The organism is Deltaproteobacteria bacterium GWC2_55_46 (assembly GCA_001595385.3).
Lineage (GTDB): Bacteria > Desulfobacterota > GWC2-55-46 > GWC2-55-46 > GWC2-55-46 > UBA5799.
Genome location: LVEI03000002.1, coordinates 65,894 through 86,547, shown reverse-complemented (window position 1 = coordinate 86,547; position 20,654 = coordinate 65,894). Strand labels below are relative to the sequence as shown.

36 protein-coding genes are annotated in these 20,654 nt (G+C 53.7%); 5 read left to right on the top strand and 31 right to left on the bottom strand.

The features are described 5' to 3' along the window. Positions 1-3: 3 nt before the first annotated feature. From A2V21_312845 to A2V21_312695, 31 genes are all read right to left on the bottom strand, one after another. Positions 4-999 (bottom strand): hypothetical protein, encoded by a 996-nt coding sequence (locus A2V21_312845; protein ID OIJ72726.1) that lies wholly within the window; start codon positions 997-999, stop codon positions 4-6. Next, entirely contained in the window at positions 996-1,187 is a 192-nt protein-coding gene (locus tag A2V21_312840; protein ID OIJ72725.1) for a hypothetical protein, read from the bottom strand. The genes A2V21_312845 and A2V21_312840 overlap by 4 nt, the downstream gene beginning before the upstream one ends. 12 nt (positions 1,188-1,199) lie before the next feature. Further along, positions 1,200-1,472, bottom strand: a complete 273-nt coding sequence (locus tag A2V21_312835; GenBank protein ID OIJ72724.1) for a hypothetical protein — start codon at positions 1,470-1,472, stop codon at positions 1,200-1,202. Between the two features lie 148 nt (positions 1,473-1,620). Beyond that, positions 1,621-2,016: a hypothetical protein gene (locus tag A2V21_312830; protein OIJ72723.1), complete on the bottom strand. Its 396-nt coding sequence runs from the start codon at positions 2,014-2,016 to the stop codon at positions 1,621-1,623. A gap of 3 nt (positions 2,017-2,019) precedes the next feature. Continuing rightward, complete coding sequence (locus tag A2V21_312825; GenBank protein OIJ72722.1) at positions 2,020-2,340, bottom strand: hypothetical protein; 321 nt, start codon at positions 2,338-2,340, stop codon at positions 2,020-2,022. A gap of 279 nt (positions 2,341-2,619) precedes the next feature. Then, entirely contained in the window at positions 2,620-2,952 is a 333-nt protein-coding gene (locus A2V21_312820) for a hypothetical protein (GenBank protein OIJ72721.1), read from the bottom strand. A 2-nt stretch (positions 2,953-2,954) separates the two neighbouring features. Further along, positions 2,955-3,251: a hypothetical protein gene (locus A2V21_312815; GenBank protein ID OIJ72720.1), complete on the bottom strand. Its 297-nt coding sequence runs from the start codon at positions 3,249-3,251 to the stop codon at positions 2,955-2,957. Then, positions 3,238-3,492: a hypothetical protein gene (locus A2V21_312810; GenBank protein OIJ72719.1), complete on the bottom strand. Its 255-nt coding sequence runs from the start codon at positions 3,490-3,492 to the stop codon at positions 3,238-3,240. Before A2V21_312810 ends, A2V21_312815 begins: the two co-directional genes overlap by 14 nt. A 274-nt stretch (positions 3,493-3,766) precedes the next feature. Further along, the gene (locus A2V21_312805; protein OIJ72718.1) at positions 3,767-4,081 is read right to left on the bottom strand and encodes a hypothetical protein; all 315 of its coding nucleotides are present in this window, start codon (positions 4,079-4,081) and stop codon (positions 3,767-3,769) included. A 131-nt stretch (positions 4,082-4,212) separates the two neighbouring features. Beyond that, complete coding sequence (locus A2V21_312800; GenBank protein OIJ72717.1) at positions 4,213-4,416, bottom strand: hypothetical protein; 204 nt, start codon at positions 4,414-4,416, stop codon at positions 4,213-4,215. Further along, positions 4,413-4,625 (bottom strand): hypothetical protein, encoded by a 213-nt coding sequence (locus A2V21_312795; GenBank protein ID OIJ72716.1) that lies wholly within the window; start codon positions 4,623-4,625, stop codon positions 4,413-4,415. Before A2V21_312795 ends, A2V21_312800 begins: the two co-directional genes overlap by 4 nt. After that, on the bottom strand, positions 4,622-4,927 hold the full coding sequence (locus A2V21_312790) for a hypothetical protein (protein OIJ72715.1): 306 nt from the start codon (positions 4,925-4,927) through the stop codon (positions 4,622-4,624). Before A2V21_312790 ends, A2V21_312795 begins: the two co-directional genes overlap by 4 nt. Before the next feature lie 11 nt (positions 4,928-4,938). Continuing rightward, on the bottom strand, positions 4,939-5,247 hold the full coding sequence (locus A2V21_312785) for a hypothetical protein (GenBank protein OIJ72714.1): 309 nt from the start codon (positions 5,245-5,247) through the stop codon (positions 4,939-4,941). Continuing rightward, complete coding sequence (locus A2V21_312780; GenBank protein ID OIJ72713.1) at positions 5,244-5,708, bottom strand: hypothetical protein; 465 nt, start codon at positions 5,706-5,708, stop codon at positions 5,244-5,246. The genes A2V21_312785 and A2V21_312780 overlap by 4 nt, the downstream gene beginning before the upstream one ends. 2 nt (positions 5,709-5,710) lie before the next feature. Further along, positions 5,711-6,226: a hypothetical protein gene (locus A2V21_312775; GenBank protein OIJ72712.1), complete on the bottom strand. Its 516-nt coding sequence runs from the start codon at positions 6,224-6,226 to the stop codon at positions 5,711-5,713. A 3-nt stretch (positions 6,227-6,229) separates the two neighbouring features. Next, positions 6,230-6,811 (bottom strand): hypothetical protein, encoded by a 582-nt coding sequence (locus A2V21_312770; protein OIJ72711.1) that lies wholly within the window; start codon positions 6,809-6,811, stop codon positions 6,230-6,232. Continuing rightward, positions 6,804-7,217, bottom strand: coding sequence for a hypothetical protein (locus A2V21_312765; protein ID OIJ72710.1), 414 nt, complete (start codon positions 7,215-7,217; stop codon positions 6,804-6,806). The genes A2V21_312770 and A2V21_312765 overlap by 8 nt, the downstream gene beginning before the upstream one ends. A gap of 22 nt (positions 7,218-7,239) precedes the next feature. After that, on the bottom strand, positions 7,240-8,115 hold the full coding sequence (locus A2V21_312760) for a hypothetical protein (GenBank protein ID OIJ72709.1): 876 nt from the start codon (positions 8,113-8,115) through the stop codon (positions 7,240-7,242). A 46-nt stretch (positions 8,116-8,161) separates the two neighbouring features. After that, complete coding sequence (locus A2V21_312755) at positions 8,162-9,472, bottom strand: hypothetical protein (protein ID OIJ72708.1); 1,311 nt, start codon at positions 9,470-9,472, stop codon at positions 8,162-8,164. Positions 9,473-9,566: 94 nt separating this feature from the next. Beyond that, positions 9,567-9,857 (bottom strand): hypothetical protein, encoded by a 291-nt coding sequence (locus A2V21_312750; protein ID OIJ72707.1) that lies wholly within the window; start codon positions 9,855-9,857, stop codon positions 9,567-9,569. 19 nt (positions 9,858-9,876) lie between these two features. Then, positions 9,877-10,308 (bottom strand): hypothetical protein, encoded by a 432-nt coding sequence (locus A2V21_312745; GenBank protein ID OIJ72706.1) that lies wholly within the window; start codon positions 10,306-10,308, stop codon positions 9,877-9,879. Continuing rightward, a complete protein-coding gene (locus tag A2V21_312740; protein ID OIJ72705.1) occupies positions 10,302-10,616 on the bottom strand; it encodes a hypothetical protein in 315 nt (104 codons plus the stop codon). The genes A2V21_312745 and A2V21_312740 overlap by 7 nt, the downstream gene beginning before the upstream one ends. After that, entirely contained in the window at positions 10,613-10,825 is a 213-nt protein-coding gene (locus A2V21_312735; protein OIJ72704.1) for a hypothetical protein, read from the bottom strand. The genes A2V21_312740 and A2V21_312735 overlap by 4 nt, the downstream gene beginning before the upstream one ends. Continuing rightward, on the bottom strand, positions 10,822-11,460 hold the full coding sequence (locus tag A2V21_312730; GenBank protein ID OIJ72703.1) for a hypothetical protein: 639 nt from the start codon (positions 11,458-11,460) through the stop codon (positions 10,822-10,824). Before A2V21_312730 ends, A2V21_312735 begins: the two co-directional genes overlap by 4 nt. Continuing rightward, on the bottom strand, positions 11,457-11,756 hold the full coding sequence (locus tag A2V21_312725; GenBank protein OIJ72702.1) for a hypothetical protein: 300 nt from the start codon (positions 11,754-11,756) through the stop codon (positions 11,457-11,459). Before A2V21_312725 ends, A2V21_312730 begins: the two co-directional genes overlap by 4 nt. Before the next feature lie 60 nt (positions 11,757-11,816). Beyond that, positions 11,817-12,251, bottom strand: a complete 435-nt coding sequence (locus A2V21_312720) for a hypothetical protein (protein ID OIJ72701.1) — start codon at positions 12,249-12,251, stop codon at positions 11,817-11,819. Between the two features lie 107 nt (positions 12,252-12,358). After that, positions 12,359-12,694 carry a hypothetical protein gene (locus A2V21_312715; GenBank protein OIJ72700.1) on the bottom strand — a complete coding sequence of 112 codons (336 nt, stop codon included), beginning with the start codon at positions 12,692-12,694 and terminating at the stop codon, positions 12,359-12,361. Positions 12,695-13,159: 465 nt separating this feature from the next. Then, positions 13,160-13,342, bottom strand: a complete 183-nt coding sequence (locus A2V21_312710; GenBank protein ID OIJ72699.1) for a hypothetical protein — start codon at positions 13,340-13,342, stop codon at positions 13,160-13,162. 101 nt (positions 13,343-13,443) lie between these two features. Then, positions 13,444-13,713 (bottom strand): hypothetical protein, encoded by a 270-nt coding sequence (locus A2V21_312705; GenBank protein ID OIJ72698.1) that lies wholly within the window; start codon positions 13,711-13,713, stop codon positions 13,444-13,446. A gap of 88 nt (positions 13,714-13,801) precedes the next feature. Further along, complete coding sequence (locus A2V21_312700; GenBank protein ID OIJ72697.1) at positions 13,802-14,026, bottom strand: hypothetical protein; 225 nt, start codon at positions 14,024-14,026, stop codon at positions 13,802-13,804. A 1,256-nt stretch (positions 14,027-15,282) separates the two neighbouring features. After that, the gene (locus A2V21_312695) at positions 15,283-15,861 is read right to left on the bottom strand and encodes a hypothetical protein (protein OIJ72696.1); all 579 of its coding nucleotides are present in this window, start codon (positions 15,859-15,861) and stop codon (positions 15,283-15,285) included. Between the two features lie 1,399 nt (positions 15,862-17,260). Here A2V21_312695 and A2V21_312690 point away from each other — a divergent pair. From A2V21_312690 to A2V21_312670, 5 genes are all read left to right on the top strand, one after another. Continuing rightward, a complete protein-coding gene (locus tag A2V21_312690) occupies positions 17,261-17,467 on the top strand; it encodes a hypothetical protein (GenBank protein OIJ72773.1) in 207 nt (68 codons plus the stop codon). Beyond that, on the top strand, positions 17,467-18,024 hold the full coding sequence (locus tag A2V21_312685; protein ID OIJ72695.1) for a hypothetical protein: 558 nt from the start codon (positions 17,467-17,469) through the stop codon (positions 18,022-18,024). The genes A2V21_312690 and A2V21_312685 overlap by 1 nt, the downstream gene beginning before the upstream one ends. Next, a complete protein-coding gene (locus tag A2V21_312680) occupies positions 18,014-19,702 on the top strand; it encodes a hypothetical protein (protein OIJ72694.1) in 1,689 nt (562 codons plus the stop codon). Before A2V21_312685 ends, A2V21_312680 begins: the two co-directional genes overlap by 11 nt. Next, entirely contained in the window at positions 19,699-19,968 is a 270-nt protein-coding gene (locus A2V21_312675) for a hypothetical protein (protein ID OIJ72693.1), read from the top strand. Before A2V21_312680 ends, A2V21_312675 begins: the two co-directional genes overlap by 4 nt. A gap of 147 nt (positions 19,969-20,115) precedes the next feature. Beyond that, positions 20,116-20,628 (top strand): hypothetical protein, encoded by a 513-nt coding sequence (locus tag A2V21_312670; GenBank protein OIJ72692.1) that lies wholly within the window; start codon positions 20,116-20,118, stop codon positions 20,626-20,628. Positions 20,629-20,654: the final 26 nt, after the last annotated feature.

Genomic DNA, 20,654 nt, shown 5'->3' with positions numbered 1-20,654 from the left:
ACTTTACCTCCTGGGAAAGTTTAGCATTTCATCTTGTTTCTCCATCGCCTCTTTCGGACTGAGTGGTGCCACGTACCTTGCTCCAAGCGCGGTTACGAGGGTTGCTTCGTTCGCCTTCGTTGTAGCGTGTCTGAGCACGAACGAGGTCATCCCGTATTCCCCCATCCTGTTCCATAAGCTCGCTATCCACTTTCTCATGTAATGCGGCTTCATATCCAATCCGACCCTCTTCCCGTGGGACTTCACGACACCGTGATACGAGGTGTAGCCCGTGGTGAAGATTCTATCCTCCGGCCCGAGGTTTTGCAAGAACTGGCTGAGACGCTCGGCTACCCAGACGGGGATCACGGCGACCTCTCCCCTTCTCCCCGACTTGGTGTTGTGGAGTGCAAGGATCCTCCCACTTACGTCCTTCTTGCAGAGTCCAGGTTTTTCTGCCCGTTTGTCTCCAAGCAACTCGGAAACCCTCATCCCTGAGGTCATAAGGATGGCTGTCATAAGCCAGTGCTTGGGGTCAACCATCGTGTCCAGAAACGCTTTCATCTTCTCGACCGGCACGAACTCCGGTCTATCAGGAGGACCGTCGTCCTTGACCTCGATAAGGTCACAGGGGTTGTAGAACAGCGGCATGCCCTTGACCATGACGGCCTTGATGCACCAGGAATAAAACCACTTGAGCTTGGAGAGGGACTGTTTGACCACGCTCTTCTTCCCCTTGCCCCACGTCGCCCCGAGGAACTCCTGTAGCCTGTACGGGGGGATCTCCGGTACGTTCTGGCCGGCGAACTCCTTCTCGAACTCGGCAAGCAGGTAGTCGAAGGACCTTCGGGTATTCGGCCTGGCGTTCTCTTTGAGGTACGCCTTGAACCCCTCCGCGGCCTCCTCGACGAGAAGGACGGGGGTTTTCCCGTCCAGCCGCTTCTCAATGCCTTCAAGCCTTTTGCCGAGCGAAGCAAGGGCCATAAGGAGCATGGCCTGCTCTTGAGGCTGGCTGCTCATTTTGTCCTCCGTTCAGATATGTGATCCCATAACGTCAGCGCCCCGCCTATCATGGCAAACCCGGTCATACCTTCAAGGTACTGGTCCCAGGACTCCGCGTTGAAGAACCAGAAGACGGCGAAGAACAGGAATATGGTCCAGCCGAAGACGTAGTAATCGAACTTGGTGAATTGCTGTTTTTCAGACATGTGGTACTCCTTTTAATTTTGGTGAGGTACGATTCTTTCGATCGTGGTGACTGCGTTATCCACCACCACGAACCTCCATCCGTTATTCACAAGATAAGTGGCCTCCCTGCATCCGTTCTTGATAAGCCTCTTAACTCTGTGGGCGGGGGAGAGGTCTTCTGGGGTGGCCTTGCTCAGTAATTTGAGGATCACATCCTCCGGACTCCTTACCTTCATGCCGAGTTTCCGGCTCCTCTCGACGAACCGCTCGACGGCGTGCGCGGTGAGCTTGATATCGGGGTTCACGTATTATTCTCTACGAACTTCTTGATATCCTCGATGTGCTCAAGGATCGCCTGCGCTTTCTTCACCCCAAATGTGAACATTTTCTCGCTCCCCTCCCTGTCCGTTGTGCCGATGGGAAGGGAGATAGTGGGGTTGCCTTTGAACTCGCCTATGATTGCCTTTGACATACGTCCTCCTTCAGCCGATGGCTATAGAAGGCGTCGAGCACGCTCTTTAGGGCGAGGGCGGTCGGGCCTTCCCGTCTGAGTACCTTGAGCGTCTGGAACACCGCGACCCCTTCATCGGGTGTTATACCGATGCTCTTCATGGGGTCGGTTGCTGAGTCGGCCCTTAAGACCGGGCCCTCCCCGGTTATCAGGTAGTCGATGGATAGTCCGTATATCTGGGCGAACCTGACCACCAGGCTGGTTGGCATCTCCTCGCGCTTCTTGTAATTCGAGAGCGCCTGTGGCGTTATTTCAAGCGCCCTTGCCAGGGCTGACATATTTTTGAACTTGCCGGCCTCCAGCATTCTTTCCGTGATGACTATAAACGGTGTAGACATGTGCTATCTCCCTTCGATTGGTTTAACAGGCATACATTCAAGGCACATCTGTAAATTGCAGAGGATGTCCAGAGTGGCGCGGATGGCTTCCTCTTTGGTATAGCCATCGCCCGCCTTCGTATGAGTCCCCGGTGCAGATATGAGCGTGGCTATGGCCTCTTGGCATAACTTCAGGGCCTCCTCCGGCAGATAGTCCACTTCGCCTATGGCAGCCCCTATTTCGTGGAATTCCAGCGAAGCAACTACATCGTCGAAGGCAGTGGCTCCCTTTGTGGATGGTTCGTAGTCCTCGTCAATGATGATGAGTATTGGTTTTGGCTTCACAAGCCCCTCCTTTGTTTTCCCCGTGGCTTCATAGGCCCTCGGAGGTTTCGTTGATTCTGGCCCGTTTATTTGACGGATTTTCCGTGGACTCTTGCGGAATCTGAGTGTGCTTGCCTGCCCCGGTTCAAGCCCGCAATCTGTTTCTTGTGCTTCTCGCTCATTTGGCGCTTGGGCCTGTCCTTTCGGTAAGGGTGGAAAGCATAGAGGGCGCACCCCGCGCTGAGGCAGTCTTTCCCGGTCATGCAGGTGCAAGAGTAGCACTGAGCGCAGATGGCTTCCTTAGGCGTTAGCCTCTCGCCCCTCTTGAACTTCCCGGCCTCTTTCTGCCCCTTGATTATCGGCATCTTCTATAGCCTCCTTGGTTGGTTTGCGATACGTGGTCGTCGTCCGGTCGGTCATCCCGTCGGGCGGGAAGGCCAAGAGAATCAGCCTGTCCACCACGGCATTGTGCCTGGCCCGGTTTGAAGCCCGCTTCTTCCTGTTGAACGTGTTTTGCCAAGCCTTGTCCAGCTCGACGGCTCTGGCCTGTAGTCTTCTTTGCTCCGGGGTGAGGGAGGCCATGAACTCCCTCCATCTGACATCTCGATACTCTTGGTACTTAGTAGTCGCCAACGTCAGCCCTCCAAGGTTCCGCAGAGCAGAGTGTCCAGATCTTTACCCTCAAAGCACTGGTGCTTGTCCTTGTCTTTGCGATCCTCTACCATGACGGCAATGATGTGCTCCGTGGTCCTCAGACCGGGCATTTCCACCAGCCCCATGGTCCAGCCAGCGTCCGAGAGCACATCCGTGACTACTTTCTTGAGCGGGGTCGGTTCGTCAAGGTCGAAGTGAAGATCTTTGTAGACCTCGAAAAATACCCTCACGACCCCTCGCTTGATCATGCGGTCGATGTTCTCGTTAGGCTTTGGCATCGTTGTCCTCCCTTATTATCCCGGCCTTCTTTCGTACTTCTTCCCACCAGCCCGAGACCATCGAGAAATCCCTGTACGCCCGGACCTCCTCGGGGAATCCTTTCTCAAGCCGGGCAAGGTTGAAGATGTCGGCCCGGGAGATGGCTTCTGCAAGGGCGGTGAAGAAACTGTTTTGTAAATGATATTGCCAAGACACAATGAACCTTTCGCCTTCAGTTAAGGCGTCTAAGTCAATTCGCACTACGTCCCTCCTTCGAGTTTTTTTATGAGTTTGATCTGGTTAACAATCTCTCTCGACGAATAGGTGGTCTTCGTGTTCTCTCGAACCATCTTGTGAAACGCTACTCGCCCCTTCGTCTCATTCGACAACTCACCTCCTCTTTCTAAGTTTTTTCATACTCGCTCCGCCTTTCGCAACCCCCGTGCTAAGCTCCGGACAAAGAAAAGCCCGCTCAGGGCGGGTGTCGGGGTTGACGGATTTTGAGTTGTCCGGAAATCCCGGACAACTGCATTGCTTACTTTCCCTCCACAATCTCCTTCACCGGGACGTTCTCGAAGTGCAGGTCGCGCTCGATTTTGAGTCCGGTTGGGCCAGTTACGCCCTCAAGCTCTTTAAGGGTGAAGTAGCCCCATTCCTTCTCGAAGCCGATTACAAGGCCGAAGAAGAGATAATCGCCGTCCTCCTGTTCGCTACCCTCGCTTACCAGCCAAGTCCAGTTACTGTACGGCGTAAAGAACTTGCAGACGAACACCTTGTCCTCCATCGGGACTTCTTCAGTGCTATATAGCGGTGGTATCTTCTTTTTCAGTTCTTCTGTCAGTAGCTTCATTACAGTCTCCCTCCTTTCCGATTATTGTGATTTCCTCCGTGCTCTTCAGTTTCCCACCGCAGTGCGGACAGGGCTGGCCGTATCTTGGACCCCAGCCGTGACAGTGGTTTCCGCAAGCGAAACATACCCATTCAGGCATTTTTAAACACCTCCTCTTCTTTGATGGTTAACCCGCACTCGATGCAAGTGTCGTAGAAGTTCTGGTCGTTGCCGTCGTTCTCCTCGACGAACCCGCCATCCCATGAGGACTTGGGCTGATAGTGGCCGTAAGAACTCCACCAACGGGTCACTGATTCGGACTTGGTGAGGTCGGCGTTACAGTGTGGGCAGTTCATTCGAGATCGCCTCCTGCGTCGATGTCTTCGACTTCGACATTAAGGGCACCGTCTCCTTCGAGTATCTGGGCGCCGAGGCCGTAGGGTTCCCTCTGGAGCACCCCGTTTATTAGGTCGATTGCTTGGCGGGCCTGTATTTTGGGTGCGCCATGAGTGAACTGGTCTGCGTCGAACTGGATTGCGATGTTTTTGACGGTGATTATTTTCATACCTTCCCTCCTTCTGCTTTGGCGATTGCTTTCCTGCATATCTCGGCAAGAGCTATCATTCCCGAGACGTGCTGATTGAAAAAGGCTATCTCGTGTGCCAGCTTGCACGCTTCGAGGAGGTCCGGAGCAGCGGTTACGAGGTCGGCGTTGGCCTTTGCTTGCTCCTGTACCTCCTTGTCTGATTCGTCCCATGTCTCGACATGAGCGATAAGGGTTCCAAAGTCGTCCGAGATAGGGTAGGTTCCCCGGATAGCTTCACGATCTTCTTCGATGAACCACGGGCCAGGTGTGTGCTCAGGCATTTTTCCTCCTTTTAACCTATTACCTTCTTGATTTTGGCGTGGTAGCTCTCATTGTCATCTACCGCAACAAGTCTCTGCTCCCGCTTGAGGTAATGCAACATCTCTCCGCAATGCTCGCAAACGTAGAAAAGAACCGTTCTCGGGCTGGGCGCGAGCGGAGAATATTCGGTGCAGTAGCCGTCAATCTCTGCCGCCACGTAAGCTGCACCACTGTTTTTGTGAATACTCACATTCTTACTGGTCACGATGTCGAGGGCATACTCCTTAAAGCACTCTCCCTTACATTTCGGGCAGGTCAAGCAAGCGCTTGGAAATGTCATTTTTTATCCCCCACGGCCTCGGCGAGCTTGCGGAGGTCGCCGAGCTTGATACTAATGCCATTAAATTTGTAAACAGCATCCTCATCTTTTTGAGCCAATCCCCTCTGCTTGCCATCAAAGGCATGAAGAAATCTTATAAATGGCCCCGCAGCCTCCGTGAGACGGTCGAGCTTGGCTTGAAGATTGCCTATCTGCTCTTCAAAACCCTGCTTCCAAATCTCTCGGGAAACCTTGAGTTCATCCCTTTCTCCTTCTACCTCTTTGAGATTGGCGGCGAGGGTGTCGATATGGGAGAGGAGGAAATCAATGTTATCCCAAAGCAACAGGGGAACAGAGTCCCTAAGTAAATGTCTTAACTCTCCTTGTACTTGTGCTTTAATGAGTTGCATTTTAAATTCTACTTCTCCTTTATCTCTTTTCTTTATCTCCTCAACCTTGTTCATCTTGCCTCCTTCCCACATGGCTATGCCTCCTTCGTCTTTTCGTATTCGGCCTCGACCGTCCCTGTCTCCTTTAAGAAGCCGAATATCTCTTCAAGGAGTTCCTCGGCCTTACCACTCAACACAATATTTGCCCCGTCGAACCAGTCCAGGAACCAGTACTCGATCCTGTAGGGCTTGAAGCTCGGGTTTACGAAGAAGCGGAATTCATCGGATGGCCCTCCCCAGGAGAGCTGATACCTGAAGTACGCTTCCCTCTGGTCCTTGAATGTTCCCTCCGGCACATAGTCGAAGGAAAGGCCGTACTCGTTGAAGGTGCCGATATTGTAGAGTTCGTCCCAGCAGGGCTTGCAGATGCCGGTTAGCTCGTCCACCTCCATAGGCTCACCCTTCTTGCAGACAGGGCACTCTTCGCCATTTGTAACGGGACTGAATTCTCCGCCCTCGTAACCAACACGCTCGGCCCTCCAGAGCTTCCTGATAGTGTCCATTGTGCCCGCGTACTTTTCCGCTATTCTTTCCTTGCAGTTGTCAGACATGACTTACCTCCTTTCAAGGGGGTCTATACCTCCGTATTGGATTGCCTCGCTCAGATGATGCACCTTGACTACGGGCGCATGTTCAAGCCGCGCTATCGTCCGGGCCACGGCCCGAACCCTTTCGACCATGCCCGCTGTGAAGTGGAGCCTTTCAATCGCTGTCCTCAAAAGCGACTCGTATGCGCCCTTCCCGTCTTCGACCTGAAGACCGTTCATGGCTGCTATCCTCTTCTCGACCCCAAGGAACGGCTCGGCCTTACCCGCTCTCTCAAAGTCCTGAAATCGAGGAGTGATCAGGGTTGCCCTGATATCGCTCAGGGCGGCCTTCTGAAACCTCTTTGTTATCCGGTATTTCTTTACGCGCCCAAACGTACAGGTGCATACTCTGAGGGAGTCGCCAAGGTTTCCGCAGGGGCATGGCGACAGGAACAGGAGCTTTTTCCCGAGAATCTCTTTCAGGTATTTCTTCCCATTGTCCGGATGCCCGAAGACAGCTATCGTATGCCCGCCGGCAAGGGCTACCTCCATCGCCCTTTTCAGGTGTTCGTTGCCTATTAGCTTTGACCAGGCTTCGTTTTTATTCACACTTACCTCCTTCCGTAAGTCTCAAAAACACCAGCACTTCCTCTATGCGGCCCATGATTTCGATAAACCGCTCCGAGTAGCATTTGCGGCAGAAGACGTAATCCCAGGGTTCATCGTCGCTCCCGAAGCCGTGGTAGTCCTCAAGTATGGCGCCGAGAGTCACGCCTGCCGCTTCGTCTCCGGCGAAGAGGTCCTTCCCGCAGATTGAGCAGCACTCGAGGGGTTCGGGCTCGGTCACGATCTCGACCTCGAACTCGTACCCGCAGTCCCGGCATTTTTGGACCGTGAACTCGATCCCTCCCTCTTCAGTTATTTTCACACGAGGGATAAAATTCGCCTCCGCCCCGCATTTCGGGCAGCAGGCTGGAGGGCTTGTGAGGCGGTGTCGGTCCGTTTGCTGTGTCATAAATTCCTCCGTTTGGCGGTTCTCATCGCTCGACCAGAACCCCGCTTGCTGTCATGATAAAGTTGCCGCAAGAGACACAATACCCTTGCGTCAAGTCGAGGTCCTCAAGCTCCATGCCATCGCCGCATTCGGGACAGAAGACGACGTCTTCCTCAAAATATGACTCGTCCCCATCGTCCAGTTTCCCCCACCTGTCTATCCAGTCCCTGTCCTCGCAGGGCAAGACCTCCAGATCCCAGACCTTCTTTTTGTCGTAGTTGTCTTTGAGAATGCGCCTCACCTTTTCTACGGTCGTGAAGAGCTTGCTTGTGTCCAGATACTCTTTGTCCGTGTGCTGGTTATAGTAGCCGATAGACAGGTTTACCCCGCACCGCTGGACAGACGGACAGACTATACTGATGTCGCTGAAGCTCCCAACGGACTCCTTGAACCCGAACTCGGAGATATAATCCGCAAACTCTTTCGGCTCGCCGTTGTAAAACACGGCGTCATTCCCGTTCGCCCGGTCGAGCTCTATGAAAAAGTTGCAGCCAGCCAATTCCTTGGCAAAGATATCAGCCGCTTCCCGCGCACCTTTCCCGCCGCTTTCCTCGTAGTCGGTCAGAAGAATAAAGGGCTTATACGGTTCAGGGGTTTCCTTGAAGAGCTTAAGAGCGGCGTAGACTCCGGCCCTGTCATCGGCCCCGAGTCCATCGGGGGACCAGATGAGACCCTTCTCCTTGTCGTGGATGAGAATCTTCTCCCTTTCAGGGGCTTTTTTCTCAGGCATCTTGGGGAATAGACTCCCAAACTTTCCGAAGCCGAGGCTGTTGTCCCACACGGTGTCTATGTGGGCTACGAGGCAGACCTTGTTCTCACGGTTTTCCGGCACGAAGAGCCATGAGTCCTGCCCTTTCATGGTGGCCGTCTTTTCTATTTGTGCTTTCAGGGTTTCCTTGGATGCCCTAAGTGTTGACAGTAGCGTTTTCATTCTCGGCCTCCTCTTTCTCTTTTTTGTCCGAGTAGCAATCGGGGCAGAGGTCGTCCTGCGCCTTGTCCCGGAGCGTTTCTTCCCCGCATTCTTTGCACTCGACGAACTTGTCCTCGTAACAGCCCTTGCAGTAATTTTCTCCGTCTTGGTCCTGCCTGGAGTCCTTGCGTTTTACGACTTCATTGCACTCGTAGCACTCAGTGAACTTTTCATGAAAGCATTTTTCGCAGTAGTCGCGCCCGTCCGGGCCTTCGTAGCGGTCGTTGTTGCTGTGAGTGCTGTCGCACTCACGACAGTCGAACCCGCAATTATCGCAGTATCCATCCCCCAAGTAGTCGTCATTCCAGACGGTCGAGTCGCAGGCGTTGCAGTAGCTGGTCAGTTCGTTATGGCAGCTTTCGCAGTAGAGGTTATCGTCGGGACCGTTATAGGCGTCATCACGGAGGGCCCGCTCACCGCAGTTATTGCAGGAGATCGAGTCTTCGTCATCACCAACGCACTCGCTGGAACAGCCTATCTGGTGGGTATGCCCGGAAACATACGTTGTCAATTTCGGCACCTTCTCGTCACAGTGAGGACACGGGTAGAGTATCTTCCCCTTGTACGGCTTGGATCGACCGTCATATACCTTTAGGCCGTCATGATTCGTATAGATAGGCAAAGGGAAAGTTTCTTTCGCGTATTTGACTGACGAGATGCCCAGAAGTTTTCTTAGTGCCTCCACGAACAAGAGGTTGTTCTGCGGCACGCCGTTGTAGTAGAAGTTGGAGAGGTAGACGGTACGGCCCCCGGCGAAGAAGGCTATGCTCCTGGCGTAGGACGTACCTTCTTCGTTTTCGTGCTCCAAGACAAGCGCTTTCGCCCTCCTGAACTTCTCCAAAAAGATTTTGGAAGTTTTATTGCAGCCATCGTCCGCAAAACAGGTATCCTGGCGCTCCCATTTGCCAGCACCCAGGAGAGCCTTATCTCCCCAGAAGGCCCGGAGGTCCATCTTGGGCGAGTAAAGCTCGGCTATCTTCTTGCACAGTGCGGGCATGGCAATCTCAGTCCGTTCCTTGCCGAACGCCTTCACCAGAATCTTTTTGATAGGCTTTGTGACCTTCGGTCCCCGGCCATCATCCATGTAGTAATGGGAGAGATCGAGGGCCTGTAACGCCATGTCTACGGCGGCGGGTAGGGATTCTTCCGGAGAGAGGCTCTCCTGAATTATCCAACCCACACTGCCACTGATCGTTTGGGGGTTATATGCCCCGTTCTTTACTTCAAATCGAACTTCGGACTTCATGGTTTCCTCCTTTTCCGGGCAATAAAAATCCCCGGCTCTTCATGCGATTCGGGGTTATGTTGGCCCACACTTCAGGGCGGAAGTTTTCGTGGCCTCAGCCCACGACTTTGATTATTTCAGAGAATGCCGCGTTCTCTTCCCAGGTGGGCTCGGTAAGGCGGCGAACGTACAATGTCTTGCAATTTTCGCAGACATAGAAAAGCGTGCTTCTCGGGTTGGACTTGAGCGATGAATACGCAGTACAGTAGCCGTCTATCTCGGCTTCCTCGTAAGCGACGGCTCCGCTCTTGCGGATATGTACGTTCTTGCTGGTCACGATATCAAGCGCGTACTCCTTGAAGTCGGTGTAGTTGCAGTTCGGGCACTTGCAGTAATCTTTTGGCATTTCATTCTCCTTTCAGGCGTTAGGCCGTCTGGCTGAGCTTCTTCATCATCTCGATTTCCGTCAAAGCCTGTATTACCTCCTCCCGTATCTTCGTGCTCTTGATCCTCTTGATCCTCATGGAGTTGAGGGTCGTGAACCACGCCCGGGCGTCTTTTGTTTCGACAAGCGCGGCGACTTCCCCGGGGGTCTCTACGATGGAGACCTCATTGCTGAGAGTCTTTAGGGTCTTTATGTCGTCCATGTGGTCGGGCTCGTCGAGGACGTACTCCGTCAAGACATAGTAGTCGGTCCAGCTCGCACCGCAGGTAAGGCAGTTGGTGTCAGATTGACTGACTGTGCCGCCGTCAACGTCCAAGCTTCCACAGGCTTCAAGTCCCGGACTCTCGCAGACCGGACAGACTTGCCCCCTGCTTTTCACGTACTCTTTGTTTGTGAGCAGGTTCTTTAACATACGCCCAGTTCCTTCCGGGCTTCCTCGTCCCAGAGTTCAGGCTGGTTCCCTTCGCACATGTAGGCGAAGTCGCTCTCCTCCTCGTTGTTCGGGTCGTAGAGGACGCAGATCTCGTAATAGCTCCCCAAGTCGTGCGGGAAGGACTTCATTACGAAGGAAGCGTTTCCGGGCGGCTCCCCGAATACCCGCCTGAGCTGGTTCCGATAGGCCCGGCACTCCTTCTTGGCCCGTTCGTAGTAATAGGGCGTTCCCAGTTGGGCGCAGTCTTCGGCGTATGGAACGGGGCCTAAGGGCATGTAGTCGGTCATAACTCCTCCCCTCCCGGGTAAGTCAGAGGTAGGCTTACGAGCACTTCCCGGATCGTGATCTCGTCCCTTTCAACGTCGCACTCGTTCACGAGGTAGTCGATCCAGTCCTTGGCGGTTCTCTGGGAGGGGAATACGGCGAGGTCGTGCTGCGGCCCGCTCGCCGGCAGACCGCTGCTGTTCAAAACCTGATAACTTACCTTTGTGTTCATGACGCCTCCTTCTTGATGTAGTGCTTCATGAGCTTCGAGACCTTCGGGAGCTTCTTGAGGGGCTTGAGGCCGCGCTCCTTGCGCCCCTCGTTCAGTCCTTCAAGGCTCATCTGATCAGTCACGGTGTAGTAGAAGAACCCGCAGCCGTAACATTCCCCGGATACATACTCGAACGGTTTCCAGTCCGAATACGTGTCCATGTCCGCCCCGCAATTCGGGCAGGTGACGCTTCCTGATACTCCAGACATGGTTACCTCCTTCCTTTTGTTCTTTTTGGGGAGCAGGCTCTTGAGGAACTTGAGTTCCGTCTTCGCCAGCCTCAAACACTCCGGGCAATCGGGGTGGACGCTGTGGTGCTTTTCGCTATGATCGGGATGGTTAGTGGTGCGGTGTTTGTCTGTCCCGTGGCTATGCCAGTCCATGTAAGGCGTTGCGTCACAAGCGTCGTTTTTGACTTTCTTGACAATTGGACAGACTTCTTCGCCGTCAGGGGTATGGCAGAAGTATTCGTCGTCCCCAGAGAAGCGTTGGCACAAGGGACAATTCTTAAAAGCCTTGTCCACCTCCGTGCCGGCTACAATCCCCTCCCACTTCTCGATGCTGCCTTCGAGGGCTTTCAGGGTTTCTTTTTTCATGGACCACCTCTTTTTTTGACGTCCGAATGAGCAAGAAACATCAGTTCCTCGCCCTCGCGCCTCGTCAGTTCCAGAACCCCGTCTCCCAGATTCAGGGATTCAGTGGTTACGAGTGTCCCCCAGAAGTTCACCAGTACGGACTGCTCTATCGAGATTGGCTGGCTCCAATCGTTCTCCCCGTGCCGACACTCGTAGTAGTGCAGGCCGGCCTTGCGGTCAGGCTCGAAGACTCGGGTGTCCTCCAGCACCTGCTGGATTGTCCACTTCCAGTCCTTCAGTCGAAACTTTTTAGGCATGGTTTACCGCCTCCCTTTTAAAAGTAAGGGCGGCCCCGAAGAACCGCCCCGCGTGTTACCTCAGAAATCTTCCTTCCCGCTCAGGACCTTCGTGGTCTTGAGCACGTCGAGGATGGCGCCCTCATCCCCGCCGGTCTTGAATATCTGGGAGATGAGATGCGCGGCCTCGTGCTCCGCAGACTCGAACTTTTTGTACCTCTCGATCTTCGCTTCCAGGTCCTCGACTTCCTTCTTGAGGGTTTCAAGGGCGGCCTTCCTGTCGGGGAGGACGTCGGATTCGAGATAAGCGGCCTCTTCCGCGCGGGTCTGGCTGGATAGCTTCAGGTCGTTCTCCTTGACATAGCAATCGAAGGTTTTGCCGGTCTTCATGTCTGTCATGAACCAGCTCTCATCGCCGTAGCGCTTGGCAAGCTGGTACGCTTTACCTATCTTGTAGTTGTGCGAGCAGGTGTTCCTTACGGCCTCCACTACGTCGCCGACCTTGAACTTCGTCATTTTCTTTCTCCTTCTTGTTTGAGGTTATGGGTCGTTTCTGCCAGTCCGCGTTTTACATTGTCCGGGAGCGGTTTCGCAACCCCGGTGCTAAATCACCTCCTTTCCGGTTAGACATCTGGGTTTTTCCAAAGAGCCTGTCTTATCTCGTGAATCTTTTCCCTGGATATCGAAGCCTGACCTTTTTCTACGGCCTCCACTTCGAGCGCCAGCAGGAAGTCGCGGATTGAGTTTATGGTGGCCGTGTATTCCCTTAGCAGGTCTTTAGCCGCCAGAAGGTGTTTCTTCGCGTGTTTTACGTGCTTGTCCTGCTCGTCAAGAAAAGGCAGGGCATTGGGGCCGGGGTCCTCGATGGGCTCCGGGGGTGAGTGCAGGGAGCTACTCGCGCTTTGCATCTCCTCTATTGCGCCGAGGAGTTTGTTTTCGTATTCCCTTGGCTTACTCATGGATAGACCTCCTTTAGACGATTGCGCTTGTTAAGACCCGGAAGTACAGGGGCCTCGGTATCTCCCTCTTAAGCTTCGGGTCCCGGTCCAGGGCTTCGAGCGCCTTCCTTGCCAGCACAGGCTCGTCCAGGGCTTTATCGAGCCTCCTCTTGCACTCCTTCTGCCACTCCGCGTCAGTTATGATTCGCATGGTTTTTCTCCTTCTTCGTGCTCTTGTGCTTCCTGATAGCCAGTTTTACCAGCTGGCCTACCTTGAACTCCGGGCGTTTCTTCGCCGCCTCAATCAGCTTCAGCCGTATCTCCATAACTTCTCCCTTTCGCCCCGCAGACAATAAAAAACCCCGAATACCTGCGGGTTAGGTACTCAAGGTTCCAGAACTAAAAGTTAAGCGGTTTAACTTTTAGGCCAGGGCCACCACATAGCCCGTTCTGACGAAATGCTCGACCATCGAGCCTTTCACAAAGTCAAAGGTTCCTCTGTTTGTGATCACCTTCACCACGCGCCTCACCTCCTTTCTCAAAGTCCAGGAACAGCTGCTTCATCCGCATGACGGACTCGACCTCTTTCACAAGGGTTTCCTGGTCGATATCTCCCGCGAAGAATCTTTCGCGAAGCTCCCTCAAAACGCAGTAGGTACGGTAGGACATGACGGCCTCCTTTCAGGCTTGCCCTACAAGCATCGCCAGGAATACTCCGGCGACGAGCAGGATTAAAAGCGCTATACCTCCCACGACCTCTTTCAGGATTCTCATGACTCCTCCTTTCCGGCTCCGACGATATGACGCAGCGCCGAGTCTATGTGCTCGTCGTTCATGTAATCGTACAAATTCAGATCTCCAGGGGTGCCTATACTGCATCCGATTCGCAGCCCTGCTTTCCAGAGCAGGTCCCACCGATATCGCATCTCGCTCAGTCCGTTCTCCCGGTACTCCCGGCGCATACCGGGGTTTTCTCTCGCGACCTTCTCTACCGCCGCTTTCAAGATTCGATAATCTTCCGGCTTGATTTTCAGCTTCATGACTCCTCCTTTCATTTTTCAGTCCAAATAGAAAAGGGGAAGCAGGATTCCTCCCACTTCCCCTTTCGTGATTCGGGCTGAAAAGCCCTTACGCCGCCAGCTCTTTAAGCTTCTCGCTCATGCTGGCTCGGACACTTACCATGTCCAGCTTCAGGACCGTGCAGAGCGTATGCAAAATGCTCCACTGTCCATTCAGTCGCGCCCTAATCGCGGGATCGCCCACAAACTCCTTTGTCCGGTCTTTGCCGTTGAGCCTGTGGTAAATCTCCGCGAGCAGCTCGCCTATCGCTTTCTCTACTGCCTTCTTTCCCATCGACCTTCCTTCGGGAAGTAAAGAGGGGCCAGTTATGACCCCTCACATGGACTCCTATTCAGTTGTATGCACGCTTCTGAGCTTTCGCTCAGCTCTTTTAGTGTAGGCGCGTGCTTGCCTGGCCCTTTAAGGTAAGACCTGACCGGAGGAATGAGGGGTATACTTTCGTCCTTTACGAATCGACCTGAATCAGACTTCAACCCAGGATTTTCAGTCCTACGCTTCCCCAAGACCAGGCGGACCTTCTCGCTTTTGGCCCGTCGAAACATCAGTCAAGGTTCAGCAAGGCGTGCCGTCGATTCACCCACCCGCGCCCTCGGTTCTTCACCGAATCCCTTTACAGGGAACAGACCGCTATCCTTTACCTCAGGTACTCAACGGGACCGGGAATTACACCGGACCGCTTTCCCTTACTTCCAGGGAGCAGCTTGGGAGCGCGACTCTCGCGACATCCTCCATGCCGTGACCACTGGTTGCCTTCGGACGTTACTCCGAGCAGAGCCTATACGTGGTTCCTCTATCCTCATCCCCGATAGACCAGGGGAGCTTTCCAAGACTCCTTCAAGCCGGATTTAACCGGCTTTCAGATTCCAGGATTGCTCATTCATTGACAAGGGGTCCGCTTCCTTCCGCGTGTCTCCCGACAGGCGCCTGGGCAGGGCTATGCAGACCTTCCTTATCTGGGCATCCTCCAAACGGCCAGGACTCCGTTTAAAGGGCTATCGCGTGTTTCTCAACAGGCGTTTTGCTTAATAATCTTCAAGGCTTAAAACGCAGTTTCAGAATAGTCAGGGGACTTCCAGGGCTTTTCGGGATTCGGGAAGTTTCGTTTTCAGGGACTTTCAGAACTAAAAGTTAAACGGTTTAACTTTTAAAACAGGGACTCGCCGGATTCGGGCAAACCAATCCCAGGTTTTTCGGAATCCCGGATTAACCGGACTTCCAGGGCTTTGAATTTGCGGGATTATTAGACGGATAGACGGGTGCAACTGCCCAGGTACAGGTATGCGTCATGAGCGCGAGCGCATGGAGAAGTCTGCAAAAAAAGCCGGAGAATATGGACAAACTTCTCCGGCCTTGAACGTGTCTTATCGGGATACGGCTTAGATTGTAGCCATTATGTACACGACTACAACGGCCATAGCTCCATGTACTCCGGCGAGAAAATAGATTATGCTTTTTCGCATAGTCTTAGCTCCTGTTATTAGGGAACGGTTAAAGGACAGGGAAACACCACGTTTCCCTGTCCAGCCGTGTTACTGGTTTGCCGCTTGTGCTATCGGCGATGCGGAACCGTTTGCCGCAGTTACCCGTGTTTTGCCTGTAGGAACGGCTTTAGCCTTACTTGCCTGTTTTGCCGCTTCGGCGGTCATGGCTTTTTCCTTGCGGGTTAATTCCGCCGCAACAATAGCTTGAACCGTCTGTAACTGGTCTATAGACCAACCTTTAACAGCAGACCTTAGCCCTAACTCTATTGCCGAAAAATCGGCGGGTATGCTATCCTCTTTAGCCTTTTGCTCTGCCTTTTTCTTGGCACGTTCCGCTTGTGCCGTTGCCTTTTTCGTTTCCTTTTCCTCCGGTGTTAGTAAGGATTCTTCATACCGTCTAACAGCATTGTAAAAGGCGTTCACGCTAACACCCTTGAGACGCTCTGTTAACCATGCCTTAGCAGACGTTTCCCCTAACTCTGCCTTGCCGTTGTCACTCTTGAGGAATTGCGATATGGCATAGCAAACTGGTCCTTGCTTGCCGTACGTGCTTTCAATAAGCGATAAGGCTTTGTTTACGTCCTTCATCAGCTTTTCAACGTCCTGCAAGGTTTTAATCTCTAACATGGTGTTTTCCTTTCATGCGTCCGGCTTGCCTAACCGGTAACAATCGTTACCGGTTATCGAATAGGCAAGGGATACGGGCTGAAGGTTGTCGCTTAAGTATTCAATTTTCAAGCGATTATGCCGTTCGTGGCACGCATCATAATCGGTAACAATTGTTACTGATATTGTTACTGGTTATGCGTTCAATCACCGGCTGCCAAGACCCTGTCAACTGGCGTTGCGCTCCTGTATAGGTGGATTATTACTACTAATCTATGCCGTACCCCCTATGGGTTTCATGTTGTTATGGGCGGGGGTATCTGTCGTTAAAGTACCCCCCACAATTTATTTCTCCCCATCCCTAACATTTTGATTCTGCTGGACTTTTCCCTCCCCGGCACCCCTTGTCGAAACTGGTTCACGGCAAGCCTCTTGGGGAGTCTTGGAGAGAGAGCCGAGCCTGACTTGGAGAGGGTGGAGCCTGGTGCTTTAGGGACGGTGATTTGGGTGGATCACGGGGGTATCGAGTAGGGTATTGGAGGGGTATTCCTGTGGATCTTTGACAAGGTGATTTACGCAAAACGGTATCCGATTCGACACAACGTAGTCAGGAAGTCGGGTACCATGAGGCTCCCTTCCTGCAATTGGTGGTAAGAAACTTACCAGTTATTTGGCGGTGTGGCTTCACAGGAGGGGCGCTGGAGCGCGGGAGAAGACTGGCCCATGCCCTTCATAAGGGTTCAGGGTTCTGTGGCTTGTAGGCGATTGTGGAGCGTTGGGGAGTTTTGGAGCGTTTTGGGGCAGGAAGGTGTGGTAGGGGCCGTACCCGCTTTTATTCAGGCATTGGCTTAGGTGGTCCGCAGTGGTCCGCGGTCCCTGCCATTGTACGTGTAGGTGAAATTACTAAAAAGGAAGATGAGTCTATATGTAAAATCAATGGAGAGGACAATACGCCGGACCGCGGACCATCGAGGACCGGTACGCGGTGGAACGCGATGGAACGCGTTCCCTGTCATTGTTTCTCCAGCTCAAACACATATAAAAAAGGAAAATATAGGGCAAATACCTATATATAAAGCCAGTGCAGTAGACAATGGGGTGGATCGCGTGCCACCGCGGGCCAGTTGCCGATCCCGGGCCCCGGCGAGGTACGGGACGCTACGGAGCATAATGCGTCAAATGCGTACTCAAGCTCTCCTCGCACAACTGTTCCTAAATCCCATATATGGGATTTTATTTCGCTGAAATCCCATATATGGGATTTCGTGTCTTTCAAGATAATGGAGGCGAGCGCCGCTTTCATGACCTAAAGCTCAATGAATACAGGCCGTTACTGGCAATCCGTGGCGGCCTTTTTGCGTTTGGCACGGGGCTTGCTCTATATGTGCTCATAATCAACAACAAACAAGGAGGCGGGAAAATGCAGGTTGAAAAGACAGACGAGCGAATTATAAGGAAGCCCGAATTATTGAGGATGCTTCAAGTCTCAGACCCCTCTATATTCCGTTGGGAGAGGGCCGGAAAATTCCCAAGGAGGATACGCCTGGGAGGGCAGGCTTGTGGTTGGCTGGCCTCAGAGATTGAGGGATGGCTTAGGGAAAAGGCAGCGGCCAGGGGCGCGAAGTAATGAACGGCGGCTCCCTTATAGCCCATATCAAGGCCGCCTTGCCTCTTGAGGCCGTCCTGAGCGACGCCGGGATACACCTTGAGCGCGGCAAGAGGCGATGCCCTTTCCACGATGACCGGAGTCCGTCCTTTACTATCAGGGGCGAAAAGTGGAGGTGTTGGGCTTGCGGTGAAGGTGGCGACGTGCTGGATTTCGTGAAAAAGTTTCACGGCCTCGATACACGCGGCGCAATTAAGATGCTGGCAGACAGGGCCGGGATAAGTACTCACAGAACCCCGGCAGATACCAGGGCGGCAGTACAGGCCCGGCAGGAGCGGGGAGAACGCGAGAAGACTTATCGTGCATGGGAGAAGCACAAGGTAGATTCAATGGCCGCGCTCTTGTGGCTCTACCGACAGAAAGAGGCCCAGGGCTTCGCGGAGGATGAGCTTAAGGTATTCGCGCCTCTTATTCATGCGATGCCCGAAATTGAATACACCTATGAAACTGTTTTTTGCACCCGAGATGACACGGCAAGGCGGGCACTTTTCGAGGAGGAATATCACAATGCCGGATAACGCTTGGCTCGATGAGTATATGAAGGAGAAACGAGAGGCCAGCCTCACGGACGAGCCTTCCATCATGGCCGAAGCCCTGACCCCTGACTCGACTTCCGAGAATATCGCCTCAATCGTCCAGGCAGCCACGAAAATCCTGGGCCCCGTTGCGCGGCAGCGCGTCTACAGGACAATTAAAAAAATGACCGGGCTGCCCTTGAGCGCGATAAAGGCAGAAGCGGCGGCAGCCTTTGCAGAGGAGGAGCCTGACCACCTGGTACTCGCCAGAAAGGTCGTGGAGAATTACGGACCGGAGAATGTCTTGTGCGCTGATGGAGATATCTGGGTATGGAATCTCGATGGCGTATGGCAGGAGGCCCCTAATCGCGAGGTAAAGGGTAAGGTGCATGAGGTCGTCGAGACGATAGCAGATGTTACCCAGAACCGCGTCAATGGTGTACTTGATATTCTGAAAACTGAAATCTTCCGTCCGCGCCACGAATGGAACGCCGACACAAACATTATCAATCTTGCAAATGGTGCGCTGCGACTGCGGGAGAGCGGCGTCGTCCTCGAACCTCACAACCGCGAGCATTACTTTAATATTCAAATTCCGATAGCGCACACCCCGGATGCATCGGGTCCCAAGAGCTTGTTGGCCTTCCTCAATTCAATCTGGCCCGATGATCCGGAGTCCGGCCTGACACTACAGGAGATAATTGGACTCCTCCTTACTTCGGATACTTCCTTCCAGAAGATTTTTATGTTGGTAGGTCCTCCGAGGTCGGGAAAGGGGACAATATATAGGCTCCTCGTAAAGCTCCTGGGCAATCATAATATCGCGGGACCCACATTATCCTCACTACAAACACTCTTTGGACTTCAACCGCTAATCGGGAAACCCCTGGGCGTCATATCTGATGCCCGTTTAGGCTCCAGGGCTAACCAGGAGATGACCACGGAACGACTTTTATCAATCAGCGGCGAGGACACCTTAAGCATACCCCGAAAACACATGGAAGATTGGACCGGAAAGCTGAACACCCGGTTCATGGTTCTCACGAACGAACTGCCATGCCTGTCCGACAGCTCCGGGGCGCTGGCTTCACGGTTCATCGTCCTGAAAATGAATGAGAGCTTCCTGGGCCGCGAGGACCACAGCCTCGACGCCAGACTTGCGGAAGAGCTGCCAGCAATTCTTAATTGGGCGGTCGAGGGCCTCTACAGGCTCAAGGAGAGGGGCCGCTTTATACAGCCGTCGAGCGCGAGGGAGGCCATTGACGAGCTTGAGGACCTGGGGAGTCCTATAAGCGCCTTCATTCGTGATGAGTGTCATTTTGCACCGGGGGCCGAGGTGGCCTGTTCTGACCTTTACCAGGCTTGGCGGACATGGTGTGAGACACAGGGGCGGGAGCACCCCGGCACTTTGCAGACATTTGGCCGTGACTTGCGGGCGGCATTGCCGGAGTTGAAGACCGAGAGGCCCCGGACGAGGGGGAGCAGAACCCGCCTTTATTCCGGCATTGGCTTAGGTGGTCCGCAGTGGTCCGCGGTCCCTGCTATTGTACGTGTAGGTGAAATTACTAAAAAGGAAGATGAGTCTATATGTAAAAACAATGGAGAGGACAATACGCCGGACCGCGGACCATCGAGGACCAGCACTAAAGACGCGGATGATATTCTGGAGGTGCTCGAATGAATAGCTACATGGTGGTTAGCGTCCTCAAGGTCCGTACAACGTCCGGCATCCGGGAGCTTGAGCCTGGCGAGGTGGTAACGCTGCCGGAGCACCTCGCCGAGCCTTTACTGAGGACTGGCAGGATAAGGCCCATGCCCCTGCCTACGCTCGACGTCCAGGGGGAGCTTGAGCGGATCCCCTTCGGCTGTCACCCGCGCTTTTGGTGGTGGGATGGCGGGCAATTGCCGAGCGTGACGGAGAGAGAGGTGCGGGGATGGCTACACTGAGGCTGCTAGAGGAGGCGGTCTATCGCGTCCTACACAGCCTTGTAAAGGCTGGCCGGAGTCTGGGGCTATGAAGGCCAGCCCGTAAACCAAGAGCAGCGCTTTCGTGAAGAGCGAGAGCATACAAACCAAAACGAGGAGGAAAGGCAAATGAGGGAAGACGCGGAGCTAAAGGCAGTCTTGGCAGAGGAAGAGGGGGAGACAGCGGCAAAACTTGAGGCCCGGCATGGCAAGCGGCGAGGAGTTTTCACCCTGGGGCGAGCGCCATATGAGGGATCACGACGACACCCCTACCGCTTCGAGGTGGTGGACGATACGGATTATTGCTTAGGGCCGGGAGAGGGCCCTCTTGGTCCCGGCAGCGCCAGCCAGACGCGAAACCGCCGGGAGGGCACCCTTATAACCGGTACCGGGCCAGACACCGGTTTTTCGGCAAAATGCCACCAACCAAAAACCGCCGGCACCATAGCACAAGGTGTGCAGAGCGGACGGCCTTCAAAAAAAACGGTCATTTCGAAAGTACCGTTTTCCGTTACCCTTAAAGATTTGGACACTACAAAGAATTTCTCTTCAAAATGCCAGAAGCTCGCCGCCGTGCCTGAGCAAAAATTCGAAGGGATGATAGGGGAGTGGAAGGAAAAGCTCCACCTCAGAAGGTCTTAGGCTACGCACCCATAAAGGCAGAGGCC

What these genes read in the sequence shown, in the direction of transcription:
- A2V21_312760 (OIJ72709.1), bottom strand. Translation starts at nt 8,115, where the DNA reads ATGAAAGGGCAGGACTCATGGCTCTTCGTGCCGGAAAACCGTGAGAAC.
- A2V21_312710 (OIJ72699.1), bottom strand. Translation starts at nt 13,342, where the DNA reads ATGTCCTACCGTACCTACTGCGTTTTGAGGGAGCTTCGCGAAAGATTC.
- A2V21_312685 (OIJ72695.1), top strand. Translation starts at nt 17,467, where the DNA reads ATGAACGGCGGCTCCCTTATAGCCCATATCAAGGCCGCCTTGCCTCTT.
- A2V21_312700 (OIJ72697.1), bottom strand. Translation starts at nt 14,026, where the DNA reads ATGGGAAAGAAGGCAGTAGAGAAAGCGATAGGCGAGCTGCTCGCGGAG.
- A2V21_312840 (OIJ72725.1), bottom strand. Translation starts at nt 1,187, where the DNA reads ATGTCTGAAAAACAGCAATTCACCAAGTTCGATTACTACGTCTTCGGC.
- A2V21_312815 (OIJ72720.1), bottom strand. Translation starts at nt 3,251, where the DNA reads ATGCCAAAGCCTAACGAGAACATCGACCGCATGATCAAGCGAGGGGTC.
- A2V21_312780 (OIJ72713.1), bottom strand. Translation starts at nt 5,708, where the DNA reads ATGTGGGAAGGAGGCAAGATGAACAAGGTTGAGGAGATAAAGAAAAGA.
- A2V21_312725 (OIJ72702.1), bottom strand. Translation starts at nt 11,756, where the DNA reads ATGCCTAAAAAGTTTCGACTGAAGGACTGGAAGTGGACAATCCAGCAG.
- A2V21_312790 (OIJ72715.1), bottom strand. Translation starts at nt 4,927, where the DNA reads ATGCCTGAGCACACACCTGGCCCGTGGTTCATCGAAGAAGATCGTGAA.
- A2V21_312695 (OIJ72696.1), bottom strand. Translation starts at nt 15,861, where the DNA reads ATGTTAGAGATTAAAACCTTGCAGGACGTTGAAAAGCTGATGAAGGAC.
- A2V21_312690 (OIJ72773.1), top strand. Translation starts at nt 17,261, where the DNA reads ATGCAGGTTGAAAAGACAGACGAGCGAATTATAAGGAAGCCCGAATTA.
- A2V21_312830 (OIJ72723.1), bottom strand. Translation starts at nt 2,016, where the DNA reads ATGTCTACACCGTTTATAGTCATCACGGAAAGAATGCTGGAGGCCGGC.
- A2V21_312805 (OIJ72718.1), bottom strand. Translation starts at nt 4,081, where the DNA reads ATGAAGCTACTGACAGAAGAACTGAAAAAGAAGATACCACCGCTATAT.
- A2V21_312785 (OIJ72714.1), bottom strand. Translation starts at nt 5,247, where the DNA reads ATGACATTTCCAAGCGCTTGCTTGACCTGCCCGAAATGTAAGGGAGAG.
- A2V21_312680 (OIJ72694.1), top strand. Translation starts at nt 18,014, where the DNA reads ATGCCGGATAACGCTTGGCTCGATGAGTATATGAAGGAGAAACGAGAG.
- A2V21_312800 (OIJ72717.1), bottom strand. Translation starts at nt 4,416, where the DNA reads ATGAACTGCCCACACTGTAACGCCGACCTCACCAAGTCCGAATCAGTG.
- A2V21_312730 (OIJ72703.1), bottom strand. Translation starts at nt 11,460, where the DNA reads ATGAAAAAAGAAACCCTGAAAGCCCTCGAAGGCAGCATCGAGAAGTGG.
- A2V21_312745 (OIJ72706.1), bottom strand. Translation starts at nt 10,308, where the DNA reads ATGTTAAAGAACCTGCTCACAAACAAAGAGTACGTGAAAAGCAGGGGG.
- A2V21_312720 (OIJ72701.1), bottom strand. Translation starts at nt 12,251, where the DNA reads ATGACGAAGTTCAAGGTCGGCGACGTAGTGGAGGCCGTAAGGAACACC.
- A2V21_312740 (OIJ72705.1), bottom strand. Translation starts at nt 10,616, where the DNA reads ATGACCGACTACATGCCCTTAGGCCCCGTTCCATACGCCGAAGACTGC.
- A2V21_312775 (OIJ72712.1), bottom strand. Translation starts at nt 6,226, where the DNA reads ATGTCTGACAACTGCAAGGAAAGAATAGCGGAAAAGTACGCGGGCACA.
- A2V21_312735 (OIJ72704.1), bottom strand. Translation starts at nt 10,825, where the DNA reads ATGAACACAAAGGTAAGTTATCAGGTTTTGAACAGCAGCGGTCTGCCG.
- A2V21_312795 (OIJ72716.1), bottom strand. Translation starts at nt 4,625, where the DNA reads ATGAAAATAATCACCGTCAAAAACATCGCAATCCAGTTCGACGCAGAC.
- A2V21_312755 (OIJ72708.1), bottom strand. Translation starts at nt 9,472, where the DNA reads ATGAAGTCCGAAGTTCGATTTGAAGTAAAGAACGGGGCATATAACCCC.
- A2V21_312715 (OIJ72700.1), bottom strand. Translation starts at nt 12,694, where the DNA reads ATGAGTAAGCCAAGGGAATACGAAAACAAACTCCTCGGCGCAATAGAG.
- A2V21_312670 (OIJ72692.1), top strand. Translation starts at nt 20,116, where the DNA reads ATGAGGGAAGACGCGGAGCTAAAGGCAGTCTTGGCAGAGGAAGAGGGG.
- A2V21_312675 (OIJ72693.1), top strand. Translation starts at nt 19,699, where the DNA reads ATGAATAGCTACATGGTGGTTAGCGTCCTCAAGGTCCGTACAACGTCC.
- A2V21_312750 (OIJ72707.1), bottom strand. Translation starts at nt 9,857, where the DNA reads ATGCCAAAAGATTACTGCAAGTGCCCGAACTGCAACTACACCGACTTC.
- A2V21_312765 (OIJ72710.1), bottom strand. Translation starts at nt 7,217, where the DNA reads ATGACACAGCAAACGGACCGACACCGCCTCACAAGCCCTCCAGCCTGC.
- A2V21_312705 (OIJ72698.1), bottom strand. Translation starts at nt 13,713, where the DNA reads ATGAAGCTGAAAATCAAGCCGGAAGATTATCGAATCTTGAAAGCGGCG.
- A2V21_312845 (OIJ72726.1), bottom strand. Translation starts at nt 999, where the DNA reads ATGAGCAGCCAGCCTCAAGAGCAGGCCATGCTCCTTATGGCCCTTGCT.